The organism is Streptomyces sp. NPDC098781 (assembly GCF_044759995.1).
Lineage (GTDB): Bacteria > Actinomycetota > Actinomycetes > Streptomycetales > Streptomycetaceae > Streptomyces.
Genome location: NZ_JBIWAK010000003.1, coordinates 553,879 through 573,113, shown reverse-complemented (window position 1 = coordinate 573,113; position 19,235 = coordinate 553,879). Strand labels below are relative to the sequence as shown.

General features: G+C 71.3%; 18 protein-coding genes. 6 read left to right on the top strand and 12 right to left on the bottom strand.

Features of this window, described 5'->3' with window-relative positions:
• Nucleotides 1-202: 202 nt before the first annotated feature.
• On the top strand, nucleotides 203-2,164 hold the full coding sequence (locus ACIQWG_RS14300) for a ricin-type beta-trefoil lectin domain protein (RefSeq protein WP_404094686.1): 1,962 nt from the start codon (nucleotides 203-205) through the stop codon (nucleotides 2,162-2,164).
• Here ACIQWG_RS14300 and ACIQWG_RS14295 read toward each other — a convergent pair.
• The gene (locus ACIQWG_RS14295) at nucleotides 2,161-2,499 is read right to left on the bottom strand and encodes a hypothetical protein (protein ID WP_404094683.1); all 339 of its coding nucleotides are present in this window, start codon (nucleotides 2,497-2,499) and stop codon (nucleotides 2,161-2,163) included. The two genes, ACIQWG_RS14300 and ACIQWG_RS14295, sit on opposite strands and share 4 nt — an antisense overlap.
• Entirely contained in the window at nucleotides 2,496-4,115 is a 1,620-nt protein-coding gene (ctaD, locus tag ACIQWG_RS14290) for a cytochrome c oxidase subunit I (protein WP_404094681.1), read from the bottom strand. Before ctaD ends, ACIQWG_RS14295 begins: the two co-directional genes overlap by 4 nt.
• Nucleotides 4,116-4,220: 105 nt before the next feature.
• Here ctaD and ACIQWG_RS14285 point away from each other — a divergent pair, with 105 nt between their 5' ends.
• Together ACIQWG_RS14285 and ACIQWG_RS14280 are read left to right on the top strand one after the other, a co-directional pair.
• On the top strand, nucleotides 4,221-4,754 hold the full coding sequence (locus ACIQWG_RS14285) for an RNA polymerase sigma factor (RefSeq protein WP_404094678.1): 534 nt from the start codon (nucleotides 4,221-4,223) through the stop codon (nucleotides 4,752-4,754).
• Nucleotides 4,747-5,736 (top strand): CU044_5270 family protein, encoded by a 990-nt coding sequence (locus tag ACIQWG_RS14280; protein WP_404094676.1) that lies wholly within the window; start codon nucleotides 4,747-4,749, stop codon nucleotides 5,734-5,736. The genes ACIQWG_RS14285 and ACIQWG_RS14280 overlap by 8 nt, the downstream gene beginning before the upstream one ends.
• 41 nt (nucleotides 5,737-5,777) lie before the next feature.
• On the opposite strand, the gene ACIQWG_RS14275 is transcribed toward ACIQWG_RS14280, so the two are convergent.
• From ACIQWG_RS14275 to ACIQWG_RS14265, 3 genes are all read right to left on the bottom strand, one after another.
• Nucleotides 5,778-6,209 (bottom strand): DUF3618 domain-containing protein, encoded by a 432-nt coding sequence (locus ACIQWG_RS14275; protein ID WP_404094673.1) that lies wholly within the window; start codon nucleotides 6,207-6,209, stop codon nucleotides 5,778-5,780.
• Nucleotides 6,206-6,622, bottom strand: a complete 417-nt coding sequence (locus ACIQWG_RS14270) for a phage holin family protein (protein ID WP_404094670.1) — start codon at nucleotides 6,620-6,622, stop codon at nucleotides 6,206-6,208. Before ACIQWG_RS14270 ends, ACIQWG_RS14275 begins: the two co-directional genes overlap by 4 nt.
• An 89-nt stretch (nucleotides 6,623-6,711) precedes the next feature.
• Nucleotides 6,712-7,776 carry a YihY/virulence factor BrkB family protein gene (locus tag ACIQWG_RS14265; RefSeq protein WP_404094668.1) on the bottom strand — a complete coding sequence of 355 codons (1,065 nt, stop codon included), beginning with the start codon at nucleotides 7,774-7,776 and terminating at the stop codon, nucleotides 6,712-6,714.
• Between the two features lie 290 nt (nucleotides 7,777-8,066).
• On the opposite strand from ACIQWG_RS14265, the gene ACIQWG_RS14260 reads away from it, so the two are divergent.
• The gene (locus tag ACIQWG_RS14260) at nucleotides 8,067-9,239 is read left to right on the top strand and encodes an alanine--tRNA ligase-related protein (RefSeq protein ID WP_404094665.1); all 1,173 of its coding nucleotides are present in this window, start codon (nucleotides 8,067-8,069) and stop codon (nucleotides 9,237-9,239) included.
• 57 nt (nucleotides 9,240-9,296) lie between these two features.
• Here the strand turns inward: ACIQWG_RS14260 and ACIQWG_RS14255 are convergent, their stop codons facing one another.
• Complete coding sequence (locus tag ACIQWG_RS14255) at nucleotides 9,297-9,662, bottom strand: nuclear transport factor 2 family protein (RefSeq protein WP_404094663.1); 366 nt, start codon at nucleotides 9,660-9,662, stop codon at nucleotides 9,297-9,299.
• A 169-nt stretch (nucleotides 9,663-9,831) separates the two neighbouring features.
• Between ACIQWG_RS14255 and ACIQWG_RS14250 the strand changes: the two genes are divergently transcribed.
• Nucleotides 9,832-10,140 carry a hypothetical protein gene (locus tag ACIQWG_RS14250; protein WP_404094661.1) on the top strand — a complete coding sequence of 103 codons (309 nt, stop codon included), beginning with the start codon at nucleotides 9,832-9,834 and terminating at the stop codon, nucleotides 10,138-10,140.
• A gap of 122 nt (nucleotides 10,141-10,262) precedes the next feature.
• On the opposite strand, the gene ACIQWG_RS14245 is transcribed toward ACIQWG_RS14250, so the two are convergent.
• Genes ACIQWG_RS14245 through ACIQWG_RS14225 form a run of 5 tightly spaced genes read right to left on the bottom strand, consistent with a single transcriptional unit; the run spans nucleotide 10,263 to nucleotide 16,348 of the window.
• On the bottom strand, nucleotides 10,263-11,462 hold the full coding sequence (locus tag ACIQWG_RS14245) for a type III PLP-dependent enzyme (protein WP_404094659.1): 1,200 nt from the start codon (nucleotides 11,460-11,462) through the stop codon (nucleotides 10,263-10,265).
• A complete protein-coding gene (locus ACIQWG_RS14240) occupies nucleotides 11,459-13,240 on the bottom strand; it encodes an IucA/IucC family protein (RefSeq protein ID WP_404094656.1) in 1,782 nt (593 codons plus the stop codon). The genes ACIQWG_RS14245 and ACIQWG_RS14240 overlap by 4 nt, the downstream gene beginning before the upstream one ends.
• On the bottom strand, nucleotides 13,240-13,500 hold the full coding sequence (locus tag ACIQWG_RS14235) for a hypothetical protein (protein ID WP_404094653.1): 261 nt from the start codon (nucleotides 13,498-13,500) through the stop codon (nucleotides 13,240-13,242). The genes ACIQWG_RS14240 and ACIQWG_RS14235 overlap by 1 nt, the downstream gene beginning before the upstream one ends.
• A complete protein-coding gene (locus ACIQWG_RS14230; protein ID WP_404094650.1) occupies nucleotides 13,497-15,176 on the bottom strand; it encodes an IucA/IucC family protein in 1,680 nt (559 codons plus the stop codon). The genes ACIQWG_RS14235 and ACIQWG_RS14230 overlap by 4 nt, the downstream gene beginning before the upstream one ends.
• Nucleotides 15,173-16,348: an acetyl-CoA carboxylase biotin carboxylase subunit family protein gene (locus ACIQWG_RS14225; RefSeq protein WP_404094647.1), complete on the bottom strand. Its 1,176-nt coding sequence runs from the start codon at nucleotides 16,346-16,348 to the stop codon at nucleotides 15,173-15,175. Before ACIQWG_RS14225 ends, ACIQWG_RS14230 begins: the two co-directional genes overlap by 4 nt.
• 171 nt (nucleotides 16,349-16,519) lie before the next feature.
• Here ACIQWG_RS14225 and ACIQWG_RS14220 point away from each other — a divergent pair, with 171 nt between their 5' ends.
• The gene (locus ACIQWG_RS14220; protein WP_404094644.1) at nucleotides 16,520-17,365 is read left to right on the top strand and encodes a (2Fe-2S)-binding protein; all 846 of its coding nucleotides are present in this window, start codon (nucleotides 16,520-16,522) and stop codon (nucleotides 17,363-17,365) included.
• A gap of 17 nt (nucleotides 17,366-17,382) precedes the next feature.
• Here the strand turns inward: ACIQWG_RS14220 and ACIQWG_RS14215 are convergent, their stop codons facing one another.
• Nucleotides 17,383-19,137, bottom strand: coding sequence for an ABC transporter ATP-binding protein (locus tag ACIQWG_RS14215; protein WP_404094642.1), 1,755 nt, complete (start codon nucleotides 19,135-19,137; stop codon nucleotides 17,383-17,385).
• Nucleotides 19,138-19,235 lie beyond the last annotated feature (98 nt).

Sequence of the window (19,235 nt, the reverse complement as noted above, 5' to 3'; positions counted from 1 at the left end):
CGTCAGTATGGCGGCGCCGGCCGCCCTGAGCGTCAACTGACCGCGCGAACGGGCGACTTCAGGTCTGTCCCATCCGTTGACTTCCCCCTCCCGTGCCCCTACTTTCGGCGCCACATGTTCGGTGTTCCGAATTCAGTTCGATATGCCGAACCATTCGATATGCCGAGCCCCACGTCCTCTCGCCCTTGCTTGAAGGAGCCGCATGTACCCCCCTCCTCGCGTCGGCCGCCTCCGCCGCTTCAGATCCGCCGTCGCGCGCGTCCTGGCCCTCGCGCTCGCCGCCACCGCCCTGCTGTTCGCGGGCCCCGCACCGGCCCACGCGGCGACGACGGCACGGCAGATCCCCGTGCCCACCGCCCCCATGGGGTGGGCCTCCTGGAACGCGTTCGCCGCGAAGGTCGATCACGACGTCATCAAGCGCCAGGTCGACGCGTTCGTGGCCGCGGGGCTGCCCGAGGCCGGCTACGAGTACATCAACATCGACGAGGGCTGGTGGCAGGGCACACGCGACAGCGCCGGCAACATCACCGTCGACGAGACCGAGTGGCCGGGCGGCATGAAGGCCATCGCCGACTACATCCACAGCAAGGGCCTCAAGGCCGGCATCTACACCGACGCCGGCAAGGACGGTTGCGGCTACTACTTCCCGACCGGCCGCCCGGCCGCGCCCGGCTCGGGCAGCGAGGGGCACTACGAGCAGGACATGCTCCAGTTCTCGCGCTGGGGCTTCGACTTCGTGAAGGTCGACTGGTGCGGCGGTGACGCCGAGGGCCTCGACCCGAGGACGACGTACCAGGCGGTCAGTGACGCCGTGGCCGCCGCGACCGCCACCACCGGACGCCCGCTCGCCCTCTCCCTGTGCAACTGGGGTTACGACAACCCGTGGAACTGGGCGCCGGGCATGGGCCCGATGTGGCGGACCAACACCGACATCTTCTTCCACGGCGGCACACCGTCCTACGGCAACGTCCTGACCGCCTTCGACCGCAACATCCACCCCACCGCCCAGCACACCGGCTACTACAACGACCCCGACATGATGGTCGTAGGCATGACGGGCCTGACCGCCGCCCAGAACCGCAGCCACATGAACCTCTGGGCGATCTCCGGCGCCCCGCTCCTGGCCGGCCTCGACCTCACCACTCTCACGGCCGAGACGACGGCCGTCCTCACCAACCCGGAGGTCATCGCCGTCGACCAGGACCCGCGCGGCCTCCAGGGCGTCAAGGTCGCCGAGGACACCACCGGCCTCCAGGTGTACGGCAAGGTCCTCTCCGGCAACGGCAACCGTGCCGTCGTCCTCCTCAACCGCACGTCGACCACGCAGAACATGACCGTCCGCTGGGCCGACCTGGGCCTGACGAACGCCTCCGCGACCGTGCGCGACCTGTGGGCCCGCCAGAACGTCGCCACCACCGGCACGAGCCACACCACGAGCGTCCCGGCCGGTGGCTCCGTGATGCTCACCGTCACCGGCGGCACCGAGCAGTCCGCGAGCACCTACAGCGGCACGTCGAGCTTCTCCGGCGTGGTCGCCGGCAGCGCGGGCCTGAAGACGGTCGAGGTCTCCTACACCAACGACACGGCCACCGCCCGCTCGGCCACGCTCACCGTCAACGGGCAGACCCCGACGAAGGTCTCCTTCCCGCCGACCGGCTCCACCGCCGGCAACCTCTCCGTCGACGTCTCCCTGGCCAAGGGCAACACCAACACCGTGTCCTTCTCCGGCGCCCCCACCCTCGAAGGCATCGTCGTGCGGCCCCTGCCCGGCACGAACGGCACGCAGATCACCGGCACCGGGTCCGGCCGCTGCGTCGACATCGACGACAACACCATCGCCAACGGCACCGACGCCCAGCTGTGGGACTGCAACGGCGGCCAGAACCAGGTGTGGCAGTACCACAGCACTCGCAAGGAACTTGTGGTCTACGGCAACAAGTGCCTCGACGCCTACAACCTCGGCACCACCAACGGCACCCGTGTCGTCGTCTGGGACTGCAACGGCCAGAACAACCAGAAGTGGAACCTGGGCAGCGACGGCACCCTCACCAACGTCAACGCCGGGCTCTGCCTGGACGCCTACGGAGCGGGCACGGCCAACGGCACGAAGCTGGTGCTCTGGACCTGCAACGGCCAGGGCAACCAGAAGTGGACGGTGAGCTAGCGCAACAGGCCCTGGGCGAGGCACACGACAAGGACCCCGAAGACCAAGGCGCAGGTCGACAGCCAGCAGGCCAGCATCCTGCGCCGCAGATCGCGGTACGTCGCCTCGTACTCGTCCCGCAGGCTCCCGGCGCGCTCCGCCGTCCGCTGCCAGGAGTCACGGGCGAGTGCGAGGTACTCCGCCTCGAACCGCCTCTCCACCTCGCCCCGCTGCGCGTCCGTCAGCCAGTGCAGCGGGGCACTGAAACGCGTGGCTGCCGTGCGGCCCTCTTCGCGGGTGGCGGCGAGCAGCAGATGCCCCTCGATGTCGTTGAGGAACTTGTCGGTGACGCTCACAGCGTGGTCAGCTCCTTCTCCGGCGCCGGCGCGTGATGCAGGTCGAACGCCGGGGATTCGGACCGGATCCTGGGCAGCGTCAGGAAGTTGTGGCGCGGCGGCGGGCAGGACGTGGCCCATTCCAGCGAGCGGCCGTAGCCCCACGGGTCGTCGGCCTCGACCTTCTCGCCGTACTTCGCCGTCTTCCAGATGTTGTAGACGAACGGCAGCAGCGACGCGCCGAGCACGAACGAGAAGACGGACGACAGGGAGTTGAGCGTCGTCAGCCCCTCCACCGCCAGATAGTCGGGGATCCGGCGCTGCATCCCGTTCACGCCCAGCCAGTGCTGGACCAGGAACGTGCCGTGGAAGCCGACGAACAGCGTCCAGAAGGTCATCTTGCCGAGCCGCTCGTCGAGCATCTTGCCGGTGAACTTCGGCCACCAGAAGTGGAATCCGGCGAACATCGCGAACACCACCGTGCCGAAGATGACGTAGTGGAAGTGCGCCACGACGAAATACGTGTCCGAGGTCGGGAAGTCCAGCGGCGGTGAGGCGAGCATGACGCCCGTGAGGCCGCCGAAGACGAAGGTGACCAGGAAACCGAAGGCCCAGAGCATGGGTGTCTCGAAACTCAGCGAGCCGTTCCACATCGTTCCGATCCAGTTGAAGAACTTCACGCCGGTCGGTACGGCGATCAGGAACGTCATGAAGGAGAAGAACGGCAGCAGGACGCCGCCGGTGACGTACATGTGGTGCGCCCACACCGTCACGGACAGACCCGCGATCGCGATGGTCGCCGCGATCAGACCCATGTAGCCGAACATCGGCTTACGCGAGAAGACCGGGATGACCTCACTGATGATGCCGAAGAACGGCAACGCGATGATGTACACCTCCGGATGGCCGAAGAACCAGAACAGGTGCTGCCACAGCAGCGCTCCTCCGTTCGCGGCGTCGAAGACATGGGCGCCGAACTTGCGGTCCGCCTCCAGCGCGAACAGCGCCGCCGCGAGGACGGGGAAGGCGAGCAGGACCAGGACGGCCGTCAGCAGCACGTTCCACACGAAGATCGGCATGCGGAACATGGTCATGCCGGGGGCGCGCATGCAGATGATCGTGGTGATGAAGTTGACCGAGCCGAGGATCGTGCCGAAGCCGGAGAAGGCCAGACCCATGATCCACATGTCGGCGCCGATGCCCGGGGAGCGGACCGCGTCCGACAGCGGGGAGTAGGCGAACCAGCCGAAGTCGGCCGCGCCGTCCGGCGTGAGGAAACCGCCCACCGCGATGAGCGAGCCGAACAGGTACAGCCAGTAGGCGAACATGTTCAGCCGGGGGAAGGCCACGTCGGGCGCGCCGATCTGGAGCGGCATGATCCAGTTCGCGAAGCCGGCGAACAGCGGCGTCGCGAACATCAGCAGCATGATCGTGCCGTGCATCGTGAACGCCTGGTTGAACTGCTCGTTCGACATGATCTGAAGGCCCGGCCGGGCCAACTCGGCGCGCATGAACAGTGCCATCACACCGCCGAGGCAGAAGAAGCCGAACGACGTGACCAGATACAGCGTGCCGATCGTCTTGTGGTCCGTGGTAGTCAGCCACTGGACCGCCTTGAAGTCTTTGATCCTCTTCACGCCCCGGCTGTGTCCGCGCCGCACCCGCACGTCACACTCGACCGACGCGACAAGAATCACGGAAGAGGGTGTGACGATCCGCCGGGTGCCGGACACGAACGGAACATGAGCAACGACGAGATCTTCGCCGCTGCCTATCGCGAGCACTACTGGGCGGTCAGCCGCTATGTCGCGCGGCGACTGGACGGGCGCATGAGTGAGGTCGAGGAAGTGGTGGCGGAGGTGTTCACCGTGGCGTGGCGCCGCCGGGCCGACCTCCCGGCGGTCCCGCTGCCCTGGCTGTACGGCGTGGCACGCAACTGCCTGGCGAACGCGGTACGCGGCTACGGGCGCCGGCGGCGGCTGGTCGACCGGATGGGCAACGACGACGCCGCGCACGGCCGGCACATCGTGGACAGCCCCGACACGGAGGCGCCCGGCGCCTGGGTGCACGAGGCGCTGGCCCGGCTGTCCCCGGCCGACCAGGAGGTGCTCCGGCTGACGGCCTGGGAGGAACTCGGCGTCGAGGAACTCGCCGTCGCGCTCGGCTGCGGCAACCGGGCCGCGTCGATGCGGCTGCACCGGGCCCGGCGCCGACTGAGAGCCGAGATCGACCGAACGAGCCCAGCGACCGCGCCCAAGGAACGAAGCCATGGCTGACGAACTCGAACTGCTGCGCCGAGCCAACCCGGTACCGGTCGACGGCCCGCACTACGGCGACGGCCCCCTCGACCACAGCGCCGAGCGCCACCTGGACCGGCTGCTGCACGAACGGCCCGCCGCGCCGCGCCGCCGTACCCGGCTGGCGTGGGGGCTCGCGGCCACGGCCGTGGTCGCCTCGCTGGTGTCGGCCCTGCTGCTCACCGGCCAGACCACCGCCCCCGCGGTCGCGGCGCCGCGTCCGCTGATGGTTCGGGCCGAGTCGACGCCGGTCCCCCTGGAGCGGCTGGCCGAGCGTGCCGAACAGAGGGCGAAGGCGGGTGAGCCCGTGCTGCGCAAGGGAACGCACGCGCAGTCGTGGAGCCTTGCCATGAGCGACCAGGATCCGCCGATCACCCTCCCGCAGGAGACGATCGTGCGCTGGAACGACGACGACAGCCACACCGAGATCGTCGTGGCGACCGACCCGCGCCGTCCCGGCCGGCCGGTCCTCACCGACGAGGGCGGCGAACCGCGCCTGGTCGACGACGGCAAGGTCCTCAGCAGGCGTACCTACCCGCCGAGTTGGAACGACGCCCCGCCCGAGTCCGCGCCGCCGCAGGACGCCGCGGCCCTGCACGACTACCTGGAGGAAGCCGAGCGCGCCTTCCTGTCCGACCACACGCGGCCACTGTCCACCGCCGAACTCCTCGACGCCACCGAGACCCTGCTCGACCACTGGACGCTCGGCTCCCGCGAGTCCGCCGCGCTGGCCCGGCTGCTGGCGGACGCCGAGGGACTGCGCCCCGTCGGCCAGGTGACGGACCGGCTGGGCCGACGCGGGCAGGCGTACGTGTACGCCGGTGAGGACAGCCGCCGGATGCTGATCATGGATCCTGCCGACGGTGCCGTCCTCGGGCTGGAGCTGACCTTCACCCGTGACGACCCGCGGTACGGCGTGAAGGCCGGCGACGTGATGACGTACAGCGCCTGGATGCGGTGATGCCGCAGGGCACCGCGCCGACCGTCGCGTTGCTCAGCCGATCAGTGCCGGGCCCCCGCGCGGCGACGGCCCACCAGCAGCACGGCGCCACCCAGCGCGGCCGTCCCCGCCAGCAGGGCCCCGGGATGCTCGCGGGCGATCCGCAGGCCTCGGTCCGTCCTGGTCCGTATCGGCTCGGGCGTCCTGTCCTGGACCGCGTGGCCCGCCCGGGACGCGCCGTCGCGGACCCGGACGGCGGCCCGGTCCGCCGTGTCGTGCACCGAAGGCGGCACCTTCTCCCAGGCGCGCCGGGTGAACCGGGCGGTCGTCCGGCTCACCTGCTCCTTGGTCTGCCGTCCTTTGTCCTGGGCCCGGGCCTTGACGTCGGCTCGGGCGGCGAGCTCCTCCACGGTCCTGCCCAGTTCGCCGCGCGTGTGCTCGATCTGCTCGCGCAGTTCGTCAGGGCCCTTTCCCGACCTCGCGTCACCGGTCATCGGTGTGCCCTTTCCTTGATCTCGGCCACGTCGGTCCTGACACTGTCGATGGTCTGCTCGGGAGCGGCCGGGGTGGCGTTGCGGACCTTCGCCCTGCCGACGGCGGCCATCACCGCGGCGACGACGAGCAGGATCCCGGTGACGATCAGCCCGGCGGCCCAGACCGGCAGGGGCACGGCCAGGGCCGCGATCGCCGTGGCGATCATCGCCTGCAAGGCCAGGAAGCCGACCAGACCGGCGCCGCCGAACATGCCGCCGCCCATGCCCAGGCGCTTGCCCTTCTGTGTCATCTCCGCCTGCGCCAGCCTCATCTCGGCCCGCACCAGGTCGGTCAGCTCCTGGGAGGCCTCCTGGACCAGCTCACCGACCGAGGCGTCGGAACGGGAGCGGTACCGGGGGTGCACGGTGGTCATGAGGGTCACCCTCTCTGCTGCGTAGCGACACACGGATACGGTTGTGGCGCCGGGTACCCGGTCGCGGGCGGCCCGTATCGCCGGACCCGTCACGGACCTGCAAGGCGCCGTCGGTCCTTTTCATCCCACTTCTGGGTGTCGCGGGGCTCCGTGTAGGGCTCGTCCTCGGGTGGGTGCCCACCGGCGATCGCTCGCTGCCGGACGGCCTCCGCGTCGAACTCCAGGCCCAGCAGGATGGCCAGATTGCCGATCCACAGCCAGACCAGGAAGACGATCACGCCGGCCATGGTCCCGTACGTCTTGTTGTACGAGGCGAAGTTCGCGACGTACAGCGCGAAGCCCGCGGAAGCGATCATCCAGATGACCAGCGCCAGGAAACTGCCCGGCGTGACCCACCGGAATCCGCGCACCTTGGCGTTCGGGCACGCCCAGTAGAGGATCGCGATCATGGTGGTCACCAGGATGGCCAGGACCGGCCATTTCGCGATGGCCCAGACGGTCAGCGCCGTGTCGCCGATGCCGAGCGTGGAGCCGACCTGACGGGCCAGAGCGCCCGTGAAGACGACGATCAGAGCGCTGAGGACGGCCAGGACCATGAGAGCGACGGTCACACCGAGGCGGACCGGCAGCACCTTCCAGACCGGGCGTCCCTCCGGCATGTCGTAGACGGCGTTGGCCGTGCGGATGAAGGCCGCGACGTAACCGGAGGCGGACCACACGGCGAGGACCACGCCGACGACGGCCATCAAAGAGCCCAGACCGCCCCTGCCCTGCAACTGTTCGACCGCCCGCGTGAGGATGTCCCGGGCCGAGCCGGGGGCGAGCTGGTTGATGTTGTCCAGGACCTTCTGGGTGGCGGATCGGCCGACCAGGCCGAGCAGGGACACCAGCACCAGCAGAGCCGGGAAGAGCGACAGCACCCCGTAGTACGTCAGGGCCGCCGCGCGATCGGTGAGCTCGTCGTCCTTGAACTCCTTGAGGGTGCCTTTCAGCGCCCCCCACCACGACCGTTTGGGCAGCTCGGTCGGCGTGTCCGGGGCCCGCTCCTCCACTTCCGGATCGGGCCCGAACCGCTCTTGCGCGGCGTCCTCCCGCTCGGGCGGACTGCGCCGCTCCCCCTGCTCCTTTTGCCTGGATTTGAGAAGTCGATTCATGCCCCCCGTGTATCCGGTCTTTCACAGCTCACGCGCCCAGGGACACCCCGTTCTCATCTCCCGGCAGGAAATCCCGGCGACGAATCCGGCGCCGGCTGTTAGCGTCGCCCCCATGAAGGTCATCAGGCACAGCCACGCCGCAGCCGCGCGAGCGACCAGCTCACCGGCTGCCGACGCCTGACCTCACTCCCACCGGCGGCCGGAAACGGGCCGCCGATGTGTGACGTCTCCTTCCTGGGCGCACCCGCGCCGCGGCTCCTTCCGGTCCCTCGAACCGAAGGAACGCCCTCATGCACAGCGAGCAGATCGTCCGTACGTTCAACGACTTCTACCGTGAACGCGGCCACGAGCACATCACCGGCGCCACACTCCTGCCACCCTCCTCCGACTCGGTGCTGTTCACCACTTCGGGCATGCACCCGCTGACGCCGTACCTCGAAGGCCGGCCGCATCCCCAGGGCCGGCGCCTGAACGGCCTCCAGCGCTGTCTGCGCACCACCGACCTCGACGAGGTCGGCGACCGCACGCATCTCACCGTGTTCGAGATGCTCGGCTCGTGGTCGCTCGGCGACTACGGCCTTTCCCAGAGCCTGCGTTGGGGCTACGAGCTGTTGCGCGACGGGTTCCAGATCCCGGGGGAGCGGATGTACGTGACCGTCTTCGGCGGGGACGACGAGGTCGGCCCCGACAACGAATCGCTCGACGCCTGGGGGGAGTTGGGCGTGCCCGTGGAGCTGACCGATGACGAGAACTGGTGGTCCCACGACCCGGTGGGGCTGTGCGGCCCCGACTCGGAGATCTTCGTATGGACCGGCGGCCCGGGCGAGCCGCCCCAGGGCAGGCCCACCACCGACCCGCGATGGGTCGAGGTCTGGAACCACGTGAGCATGCGCCACCGCCGCGACCAGGACGGCCGCCTCCGGCCGCTGCGGCAGCACAGTGTCGACACGGGCATGGGGCTGGAGCGACTCGTCTGCGTCCTCCAGGGCCACAGCTCGGTCTACGACAGCGACCTGTTCGAACCCTGGACGCGGCTCCTGCCACCCCTCTGGCACCTGGACGAACCCTCGACCCGCCTGGTCTGCGACCACCTGCGCTCCGTGGTCGTCGTCATCGGCGACGGCGTACGGCCGTCGAACACGGGACGCGGCTACGTCCTGCGCCGGCTGATCCGCCGGGTCCTCACCGTGCTGTGGCGCGACGACCCCACCCGCACCCTGTCCGACCTGCCGCGGGAAGTCCTGCTGCACACGCTGGAGCGTTTCCGTCAGACCGGTGGCACAGACCCCGTGCGGCAGGTGCTGGAGGGGGAGGAACGCAGGTACGCCAAGCTGCTGGAGCGCGGACGCCGTGTGCTGGGCAAGCCGGAGTTCGGCGGCCCGCTGAGCGACGAGGACTACCGCTACCTGCACGACACGCACGGGCTGCCCCGCGACCTGGTCACCACGCTCCGCACGTCATGACGGACGAGGAGGTCCGGGCCGGCGTGGAGCCGGCCCCGGGCCTCCTCTGCTCGCTTCCTACTCGTCCCAGGCTTCGATGATGATCTGCTGCGAGATCCTGCCGTCGCGCAGCGTGATCATCGACTCGGACATGACGCGCACGCCGTCCGCGTACTCGCAGGACTCGCTGTAGGCCGCGCGATCGCCCTGGATCACGCAGCCCTCCAGCTTGTGCGTCATGTCGCGGCTGTACACGTCGGTGAGCATGTCGGCGATCTGGTTGCGGCCGGTCAGCACCTTCGGGTGGCTCGGCTGCGCGTTGCGGTTCACGACACGGATCTCCGCGTCGTCCGTGTACAGCGAAAGAAACGTCTCCGGGTTCTGTCCTTCGACGGCCCGGCGGAGTGTGTCGGTGTCGAACGCCGGGGTTGCGGCGGTGCCCATGGTGACCTCCTCTTGAGGCCCGCGGCATGACGAGGGCGGCCGCGAGGGCCTCACCTCCGAGCGTCCTCCGCGGCGACGGGCTCGGCAAGCGCTGCCGTGCGCTCGGCCTGATGGGTGAGGGGCGGCTGACGGCCGTTTCCGGTGCCGGGCCGCCCGCGTTGCTCAAAGCATGATCTCAACACGACGTATCGTCGCCGCCGTTGGTCTCGCCGCCGGTGTCACCGGCCTCGCCGCTCCGATGGCGAACGCGGCCCCGGTGGATGCCCCGAACGCCGGCATGCTCAACCCCGTGACCACGCTCGACTCGCTCGCCACCACCGGTGTGCCCGCCGACCGCAGGGCCAAGATGCCGCGACCCTCGGACCAGCTGGCCCGGCTGGAGCAGCTCAAGGAGCTGAGCCGGGCGCAGCGCCCGCAGCAGGTGAAGGCGCTCGACACGCCGGTCACCAGGATGCTGCCCGGCGCCCTCGAGGTGTGAGCCGCCGCACGACCGCAGGACCCAGGGCCGCCCGCATCCGGGCGGCCCTTTCGCACGTGCCGAGAGTGCACGTGCCGAGAGTGCATGTGCCGGGAATGCATGTGCCGAGCGTGACCTGCCGTCTACCCGGCGGTGCCCAGGAAGTGGAAGCCGGGCCTCGGGTGCATCAGGAAGTCGTGGTGGGAGATGTTCCACGCATACGCCCCCGCCAGCGCGAACGCCACCCGGTCCCCGGCCCGCAGCCCGGCCGCCGGCACCCGGCGGGCAAGAAGGTCCTTCGGGGTGCACAGCTGCCCGGCCAGCGTGACCCGCTCGCCCTCGGCGGCCGGCCGGGGCCAGGGGTGCGGCCAGCCGTCCACGTGCAGGACGGAACACGGCTGGTCGTGCCCCTTGGTCGCGGGAGTCCGCAGATGATGCGTGCCGCCCCGGACGACGGCGAACTCCTCGCCGTGACTCGGCTTCACGTCCAGCACCTCGGTGGCGTACCAGCCGCAGTACGCGGTGAGCGCCCGGCCCGGCTCGATGCGCAAGGTCAGCTCCGGATACCGCTCGGTCAGCCGGGCGAGTCCGGTGCCGTAGGCCGTCCAGTCGAAGCGGCGGTCCGGGTCGCCGTAGTCGACGTGCATGCCGCCGCCGACGTTCACCTCGTCGAGCCTGACTCCCAGGCCGGCAGCCCAGGTGACGACCGACTCGGCCACCGCCACCTGCTGCGCGGCCTCCAGTCCGCTGGCCAAGTGGGCGTGGACGCCCCGCAGTTCGAGCTGCGGGTAGGCGCCCTTCGCCAGCATCCGGATCACCGGTTCGGCCCGTCCGGGGTCCATGCCGAACGGAGTCGGCCTGCCCCCCATCGCCAGCGAACTGCCCGCCAGCGCCCCGCCGGCCAACGGCAGATTGACACGCGGCAGGACCGCCACCCGCCGGCCCGGCGCCGCCCGTCGCGCCAGTTCGGCCAGCATCCGCAGCTCGTACTCGCTCTCGACGTGGAAGCGCTCGACTCCCTCCTCCAGTGCGGCCGTGACCTCGTCCGGTGTCTTGCCGGGACCGCCGAAGGCCAGCGGGTGGCCCGGTACGGCCTTGGCGACATGGGCGAGTTCACCGCCCGAGGACACCTCGTAGCCGTCGACGTACGGGCGGAGCGCGGTGAGGATCTCAGGCTCCGGGTTGGCCTTGGCGGCGTAGTAGAGCTCGACCCGCTCGGGGAGGGCCTCCCGCAGGGTGGCGGCGTGGCCGCGCAGGGCCGTCAAGTCGTAGACGTAGGCGGGTAGGTGCCGCGAGGTGAGGGACAGGACGCGGTCCCGGACCGCCGGCGTGGGCGATGTCATCGGGCGACGCTCCAGGTGGTCGTGTCCCGCAGGACGTCCTCGGCCAGCGGGGACGGCAGTCGGACGTACCCCGCCTCCCGGTCGGCCTTGCGTTCCCAGCGGGTGAGGAGGTTGGCCTTGGCGGGCAGCGGTACCCCGGCGAGGAGGGCGGCCAGCCGGGGCGGACAGCCGTGGTCGTCGGCGTACGTCCGGACCGTCTCGCGCACCCGGGCCCACAGCGCGGCCTCCGCCCGCGGAAACAGGTCGGCGAGGGCGGCGAGCAGCTCGGCGACGTGGTTGACCAGCAGGCAGTAGACGACGCGGTCCCAGCCGCGCCGTGCGTCGTACGTCATCGGCCCCGCGACCTCCGGCGGCAGCGCGCCCAGGGTGTCCGCGTGCTGGTCGGGGACCAGCTTGGTGCCCTCCAGGTCGCGGAAGAGGACCTGGGCCGGCCGGCCGTCGCCGTCGACGCAGATCAGTACGTTCTGGAGGTGGGGCTCCAGGACCAGGCCGTGGTCGAAGTAGGCGGACAGGACCGGCGGGACGAGGAGGCGGAGGTAGGCCGACCACCAGTCGAGGGCCGCCCGTTCGTCCGCTCCGGCGAGCAGCCGGGAGATGTGCGCGGCGCCGGTCGGGTACTCGTCGGCGACGGCCGCCGCGAGCAGGGCAGTGGTGCCCGGGGCGAGCCTGCTGGGCAGGCCCTCGCGGACGATCATGCCGAGGCCCTCCAGCAGCGTCCGGTCCGGTGTGCCGTCCGGACCGGGCAGGGCGAGCGTGCGGTAGGCGGGCTCGCGGAGCACCCCGCTGCCGGGGAAGCGTTCCGCGAGGTCGGTGAAGGCCGGAGCCAGGGCACGGGTGAGGGCGACGGCGCCGGACAGCTCGTAACTGCTGTTCTTGCGCAGGCAGTTGGTGATGCGCACGTTCAGGCTGAACTTCAGGAAGGTCTCGCCGTCGTACAGCGTGCGCACCGACGCGGTGGCGGCGAACGGCCTTCCGCCGGGGCCCAGGTCGAGGACGTCACCGCGTTCCAGGGCGGTGCGCAGCAGCGGGTGGTCGCGGAGCGTCGCGTACTGCCAGGGGTGGGCGGGCAGCAGCCGGTAGCCGCCGGGGACGGCCGGGCCCTGGCGGTCCAGCGGGGCGACGGACGCGGGGTCGATGAACTCCTCGGCGATCAGCTCGGCGCGCACGGCGAGGTGTCGCAGCGGGAAGGACGCGCCGGTCTCGGGCGCGTAGGCGGCCCAGGCCCGCGGATCGCCGGTGCGGGCCTTGGGCGTGGGGTGGAAGCGGTGCCCGAACAGCAGGGACTGCTCCGAGGCCAGGTAGGCGGCGAGCCGGTCCCTCGCGGGGCGGGCCGTGCGCGGCTGCGCCAGGGCCGTCTCGACCGCGTCGTGGCTGGAGGCGACCTGCTCCAGGAACTCCTCGTTGCGCACCCCCGTCCGCAGCGACAGCTCGTCATGCGTGTACGCGGCCAGGCGCCGCCAGTTCATATCCACCCACTCGCCGTGCCGCTGCTCGCTCACCGGCCCCGTGAACCGGTGCGCGCCGATCAGCGACGTACGGCGCAGCGCGACCCGCAGCAGGACACCCCGGCGGGGCAGCCGCAGCAGCAGGTGTCCGCCGGTGACGACGGACTGGTGCTCGGGGCCGGAGACCTCGCGCAGGAGACAGTTGAGGAGGGTGTGTGCCACCGCCTCGTCGGCGGTGGGCAGGCCGGCGCGAGCGGCGAGAGGGGTCTCGCTGCGCTCGGGCGGGGTCGAGAGCTCGGCGGACGTCGCGAGCGAGTCGGTCAGGGAGGGCATCAACGGCTCCAGCAGGTGCGCAGGTGCGGTGTGGGTAAACAGTGGCCGCGACGGGGGCGGTGCCGTCGATCGGCGTGGAGTGCGGTCGGCCGCCCGTACCGGGCGAGCTCCGGGGCGTACGGGGTCTTCGCCGAGCCGGGCGGGGGAGCGGTGCCGACCGCCCTGGGTATTCGCACCCCGTCGGGCAGGAAGCAGCGGCCCGCCACCGCATGCCCCTGCCCCCGTCGGTGGGCGGGCATCGGCGGCGCCTCGCCGCTCATGCCGAACACCCGTACCCGGCCAGGTAGTTGGGGCCGGTGGTGTAGTGCTTGTTGATGTCGGCCGCGCCCGACCGCTCCTTGGACAGCAGCGTCCCGGCCGACACCATCGCCTTCACCGGCAGTTCCGCGGCGTCCAGCACGCGGGCGCGTAGTACGTCCGCCGCGTCGCCGCCGAGCCGGTCGACGCACTCCGTCAGACGCCGCCGTACGAGATCCAGCAGGGCGTCACGACGGCCGGGGAGCCCGAAGGCGTAGGCGCCCGCGCACAGGTGCACGGTGATCGTGGTGAACAGATCGGCGACCGGGCCGTCGTCGGTGCCGAGGATGCGTGGGTCGTCGAAGGACCACGGCCCCGGGAGCACGGCGTCCAGCCGCTCGGTGTTGACGCGCGGGCCGTCGTTGTCCTTGAACAGCAGCCGCAGGCTGCCCGGCCGCAGTACCAGGGAGACGTTCTGCTGGTGCGACTCCAGCGCGATGCCATGGCCGAACAGCGTGGTCTGCCAGTCGAACAGCAGGGTGAGGGCCGCGTCCAGCAGCGCGACCGGGTCACCTCCGTAGAAACGGCCGGCGAGATCGTCGAGGACCAGCCCTCCGGCGGGAGCCTCGGCGAGGAGCGCCGCCATCGGCACCACCACGGCGTCGTCGAGGCCGGCCGGGTAGCGGCGGCACAGCACGGCGAGCAGCTCGTGGCCGGCGTGGGCGTAGGTCGTCTCGTCGGCGTGCAGGATCACGTGCCGGAACCGGGGCTCGCGGTCCAGCACCGCCTCCACCAGCCGCTGCCCGACCGCGCCGTCGACGAGCGTCCCCGGCTTGATCGTCCGCTTGTTGCGCAGGCCCAACGTCGCCGTGACCAGGGGGAGTTTGAGATGCGTGGCCGGATCGCGGACCGTCGCCACGGTCCGCATGGACAGCGTCGGAACGACGTCCAGGTGGGCCCGCTCGGCGAACACCGTGCCCTCGGGCAGCTCGACGGCCCGCAGCGCGTCGACGGTCAGCGGATGGACGGGCAGCGGCAGATGGGTGCCGTCGCGATCACCCAGCCCGAGGCACGAGGGCGTCGGCCAGAACTCGGGCAGCGTGCCCGCGACGGTGACCGCTTCCCGGGGGACCGCGACCCAGCGCAGCGCGAAGCGAGGCGCGAACTCCGGTGCGAAAGCGCGCAGTTGCTCCTCGTCGAGGCCCGCACGTCCGCGTGCCGTCGGGTACACCGGATGGTCGAGGCGAGCGGCGAGCGTGTCGTATCCGAGACCGCCCCCGAGTCCCGTTGTGGTGCTCACCCGCTCCACGACCTCGTCCCGCGTCGCGGCGTGCAACCGCATCGTCGCCAGCGTCTGCCGGCACTCCTGGGCGAAGGCGTCGAAGCCACCGCGGTCCTCGGGCTCGGCGAGGGCCCGCAGAGCGCCCAGGACGGTGTCGCACTTGGTCAGCTCGGCACCGTCCGACTCGCGGACGAGCAGCGGAAGCCGGGCGGCGTACGCACCCTGGTATCCGTCCTGTGCGACGGGCAGCAGCAGGGCGTCGTCCCGCGCCGGCAGCCGGATCCAGCGCCCGTCCGGCCGCACCAACGGGGCACCGCGGCTGCGCAGCCCGACCACGTCCTCGCGCAGCAGGGCACCGAGCACCCGGGTGAGGAGTTCGGCCTCGCACGTGTCCGGCACGGTGGCCGGCGCGGTCACGGCTGGATCTCCCAGTGCCGCTCGGCCAGGAACGCCGTCACCGCCCGGTCCACCGTCGCCCCGTCGGTGCCGGTGGCACGCAGCACGCCGAGGTAGTCGCGGTTGGTGCGGTACAGCTCGTACCGCTCGCCGACCGCCCGCATCGGACGGTACGTCAGATGCACTCCGTCGACGTCGAGTTCGGCGGCGTCGGGGGCGGCGACGAGGGTGCCCGCGCGGTCGGCGCACGGGTACTCCAGTCGGGCCGCGCCGTCCTGGCGTGCGCCGAGGTCGGCGGGGAGCGGCTCACCCAGATGGGTGCGCAGGATGTGCTCGAAGAGCGGGATCCGCAGCAGCCCGGCCAGCAGCAGATCGCACTGGTCGCCGATGGCACGGTAGTTGACCTCGATGATCCGCGCCCGGCCTTCGTGCACGACGAATTCGGTGTGACAGGCCCCGAACCCGACGCCCAGCGCGTCCAGTTGCTCCAGTACCTGCGCGACGACGGGCTCGGGGTGGGCGGCGACGAAGGTGAGCCGCTCCTCGACGAAGTGCGGCGGCGCGGACAGCTCCGTGCGGAAGCCGCCGAGGAGATGACGGACCTGCCCGTCCCCGAGGGTCTCCAGGGTGAGCAGCTCGCCGGGCAGATACTCCTCGACGACCAGGACGGCGCCCGGACGCCGGCTCAGGATCTCCTTGGTGTGCGCCACCAGTTCCTCCGGGCCGTCGACCCGCACGACGTCCTCGCTGGCCACGCCCTCTCGCGGCTTGACCACGCACGGGTACGGCGCGTCGCCGGGCGCCACCGGTTCGGTCAGCTCGGCCGACCAGACGCTGTCCGCACCGGCCGCGGTGAGCCGGCGGCGCATCTCGGCCTTGTCCTTGCAGCGCAGGGTGACCCGCCAGTCCTTGCCGGGGAGTTGGAAGTAGGCGGCGGCCTGGGCGGCCTGGGTCTGGAGGTGGTCGCTGTTGGTGAAGACGGCGTCGGGCGCGTGATGGGTGGAGATCCGGGTGATCACGGCCCGGAAGTCACGGACGTCGCACTCCAGGACCTCGATGTCCGGACAGATACGGCGGTGGGCGTCGGGCCGGTCGGTGAGAACGGTGACGTCCAGGCCCAGCCGTGCCGCGGCGGGCAGGAAGCCCTCGGTGACGGAGTCGGTCGGATTGAGGGCGAGCAGATACAGACGCATCGGAGTGGAGCAACTTCCGCTAGCGGGCCAGAGGTGGGTGCGGCCGGGAGGTCGGGGCGGCCTGGCCGTCAACCGGCGGCCGTTCCCTACCTGGCATTTCCTGCTTGATCGTCAGTGTAAGGTAAGCCTTACCTATCTGGCTTTCGTTTGGAATCTCGCAGGGGAGCAGCGATGTCCGTGGCCCCGACGACACCGCCGACCGGCGCCGTCGCGCATACGCTCCGTGACGTCTACGCGCGCCTCACCGGCCTCTGCGAGGTGCTGTCCGTGCGGGTCGCCGAGCCCGGCGACGCGGCGGCCCCGGCGGGCGTGTCGGCGGCGGAGCTGGTGAAGGACGAAGCCGTCCTCGACGCCTTCGTGACGGCGGAGTCGGCCCGGATCCACGAACGGTACGGGGTCGTTCCCCGGCGTGACGTCGCCGCCTCGCGCGCGCTGCACGACTACGCCTGGTCGGTCTCGCTCCTGATGAGCGGCGCCTGGTACCTGGAGCGCAGGGTGCCCCGCATCCTCCCGGAGGACCTGCGCCTGGACCTCGCCACGGCCGAGTTCACCGTCACGCCCGGCATAGACCTCGCCTGTCTGGCGGACGACCCGGTGGCCGCGCTCCCCGGAGTGCTGACGGTTCCTCATGAGAACGCGCTGGACGCCGAGTTGCGCGCCGCGGTCGCCGATCACATGGGCCCGCTGCTGGACGCGATCGGCCCGGTCACCCGGCGCCGCTCACGCGCCCTGTGGGGCATGGTCTGCGACGACCTCGTCTCCGGCGTCTGGTACCTCGGCCGCACCCTGGGCCGCGAGGACGACGGAGTGCGGGCGGCGACCAGGCTGCTGCCGGGGGCGGTGGCCCCATACCCGAGCGGCGCCGACTTCCGGCATCTGACCACCGACGACGGGCGCCGTCACGCCACCCGCACGCGCAGCGGGTGCTGCATGTACTACACGATCCGTCCGGCCGAGGCGTGCGCCACCTGCCCGCGCACCTGCGACGCGGAGCGGCTGCGCCGCCTGCACGGCTGAGCCGGCGGCTCGGCCGCTCAGTCGGCCGTCGCCAGGAACTGCGTCGCCGCCAGTTCCGCGTACAGCGGGTCGGCCGCCACGAGTTCGCGATGCGTGCCCACCGCCCGCACCCGGCCCGCGTCCATCACCACGATCCGGTCGGCCATCGTCACCGTCGACAGCCGGTGCGCGACGACCAGCACCGTGGTCGTACGGGCGACGTCGGCGACGGTGTCGCGCAGCGCCGCCTCGTTCACCGCGTCCAGCTGCGAGGTGGCCTCGTCGAGGAGCAGCAGCCGGGGGCGGCGCAGCAGGGCACGGGCGATCGCGACACGCTGGCGCTCGCCGCCGGACAGCTTGGTGCCGCGATGCCCGACGAGCGTCTCCACACCGTCGGGCAGCCGGGCGACCAGCCCGTCCAGCCGGGTCGTCTTGAGCACCCGGGTCAGGGCGTCGTCGTCCGCGTCGGGGTTGCCGAGCAGCAGGTTGGCCCGCAGCGAACCCGACAACACGGGGGCGTCCTGCTCGACGTAGCCGATCGCGGAGCGCAGTTGGGGCAGTTCCCAGTCGGCCAGGTCCCGCCCGTCGAGCGAGATGGTCCCGCTCTCGGGGTCGTAGAACCGCTCGATCAACGAGAACACCGTCGTCTTGCCCGCGCCCGACGGGCCCACGAACGCCGTCATGCCCTGCGCCGGCACGGCGAACGTCACACCGTGGTGGACGTACGGAAGTTCCTCGGTGTACCGGAACCGCACGTTCTCGAAGGTCAGGGCGGCGGGCTCGGCACCGGCGGACGGCAACGGCGCGGGCCGGGCGGCCGGTTCGGCGGGCAGCTCCAGCGCCTCCTGGATCCTCGCGAGCGCCGCCGAGCCCGTCTGGTACTGCGTGATCGCGCCGACGACCTGCTGGATCGGCGACATCAGGTAGAAGACGTACAGCAGGAACGCCACCAGCGTGCCGATGTCGATCGCCCCGGTCGCCACGCGCGCCCCGCCCACCGCGAGCACCGTGATGAAGGCGATCTGCATGGCCAGCCCGGCCGTGTTGCCCGCGGCGGCGGACCACTTGGCGGCCCGCACGCTCTGCCGCCACGACTCCTCGGCGGCCTCGTGCAGCGTACGTTCCTCCCGGTGCTCGGCGCCGGACGCCTTCACCGTGCGCAGCGCGCCGAGGATCCGCTCCAGTGAGGCACCCATCACGCCGACCGCGTCCTGCGCCTGTCTGCTGGCCCGGTTGATGCGCGGCACGATCACCCCGAGGACGGTGCCGGCGGCCAGGATCACGGCGAGCGTGACCGCGAGCAGCACCGGATCCACCAGGCCCATCATCACCACCGTCGCCACGAGCGTCAGCCCGCCGGTGCCGAGGCCGACGAGCGAGTCGGTCGTGACCTCGCGCAGCAGCGTGGTGTCCGAGGTGATGCGGGCCATCAGATCACCGGGTTCGCTGCGGTCCACGGCGGCGATACGCAGCCGCAGCAGATACGACGACAGGGTGCGCCGCGCGCCGAGCACCACCGACTCGGCGGTGCGCCGCAGTACGTACGAACCCAGCGCGCCCAGCGCCGCGTTGGCCACCACCAGCGCGGACATGACCAGCAACGGGCCGGTTATGGCGCGGTCGTGGGAGAGGTCGTCGATCAACTCCCGTGCGACCAGGGGCAGAAGGAGTCCGGTGGCACCCGTGACGAGGGACAGCACGGCGCCGATGAGCAGGGTCCAGCGGTGCGGGCGGACATAGCCCAGGAGCAGCCGCCAGGTCGGCGGGGTGGCTGGGGTCGCGGCGTTGCTCACGGGGCTCCTCCGGAGTCGTTCGGAGCCCTCAGGCTACGTCGGCCGGCGGCCGCGGCCTGCCGGTTTTCGTACCACGGAAGGCGCGCACTCCGTGCGTT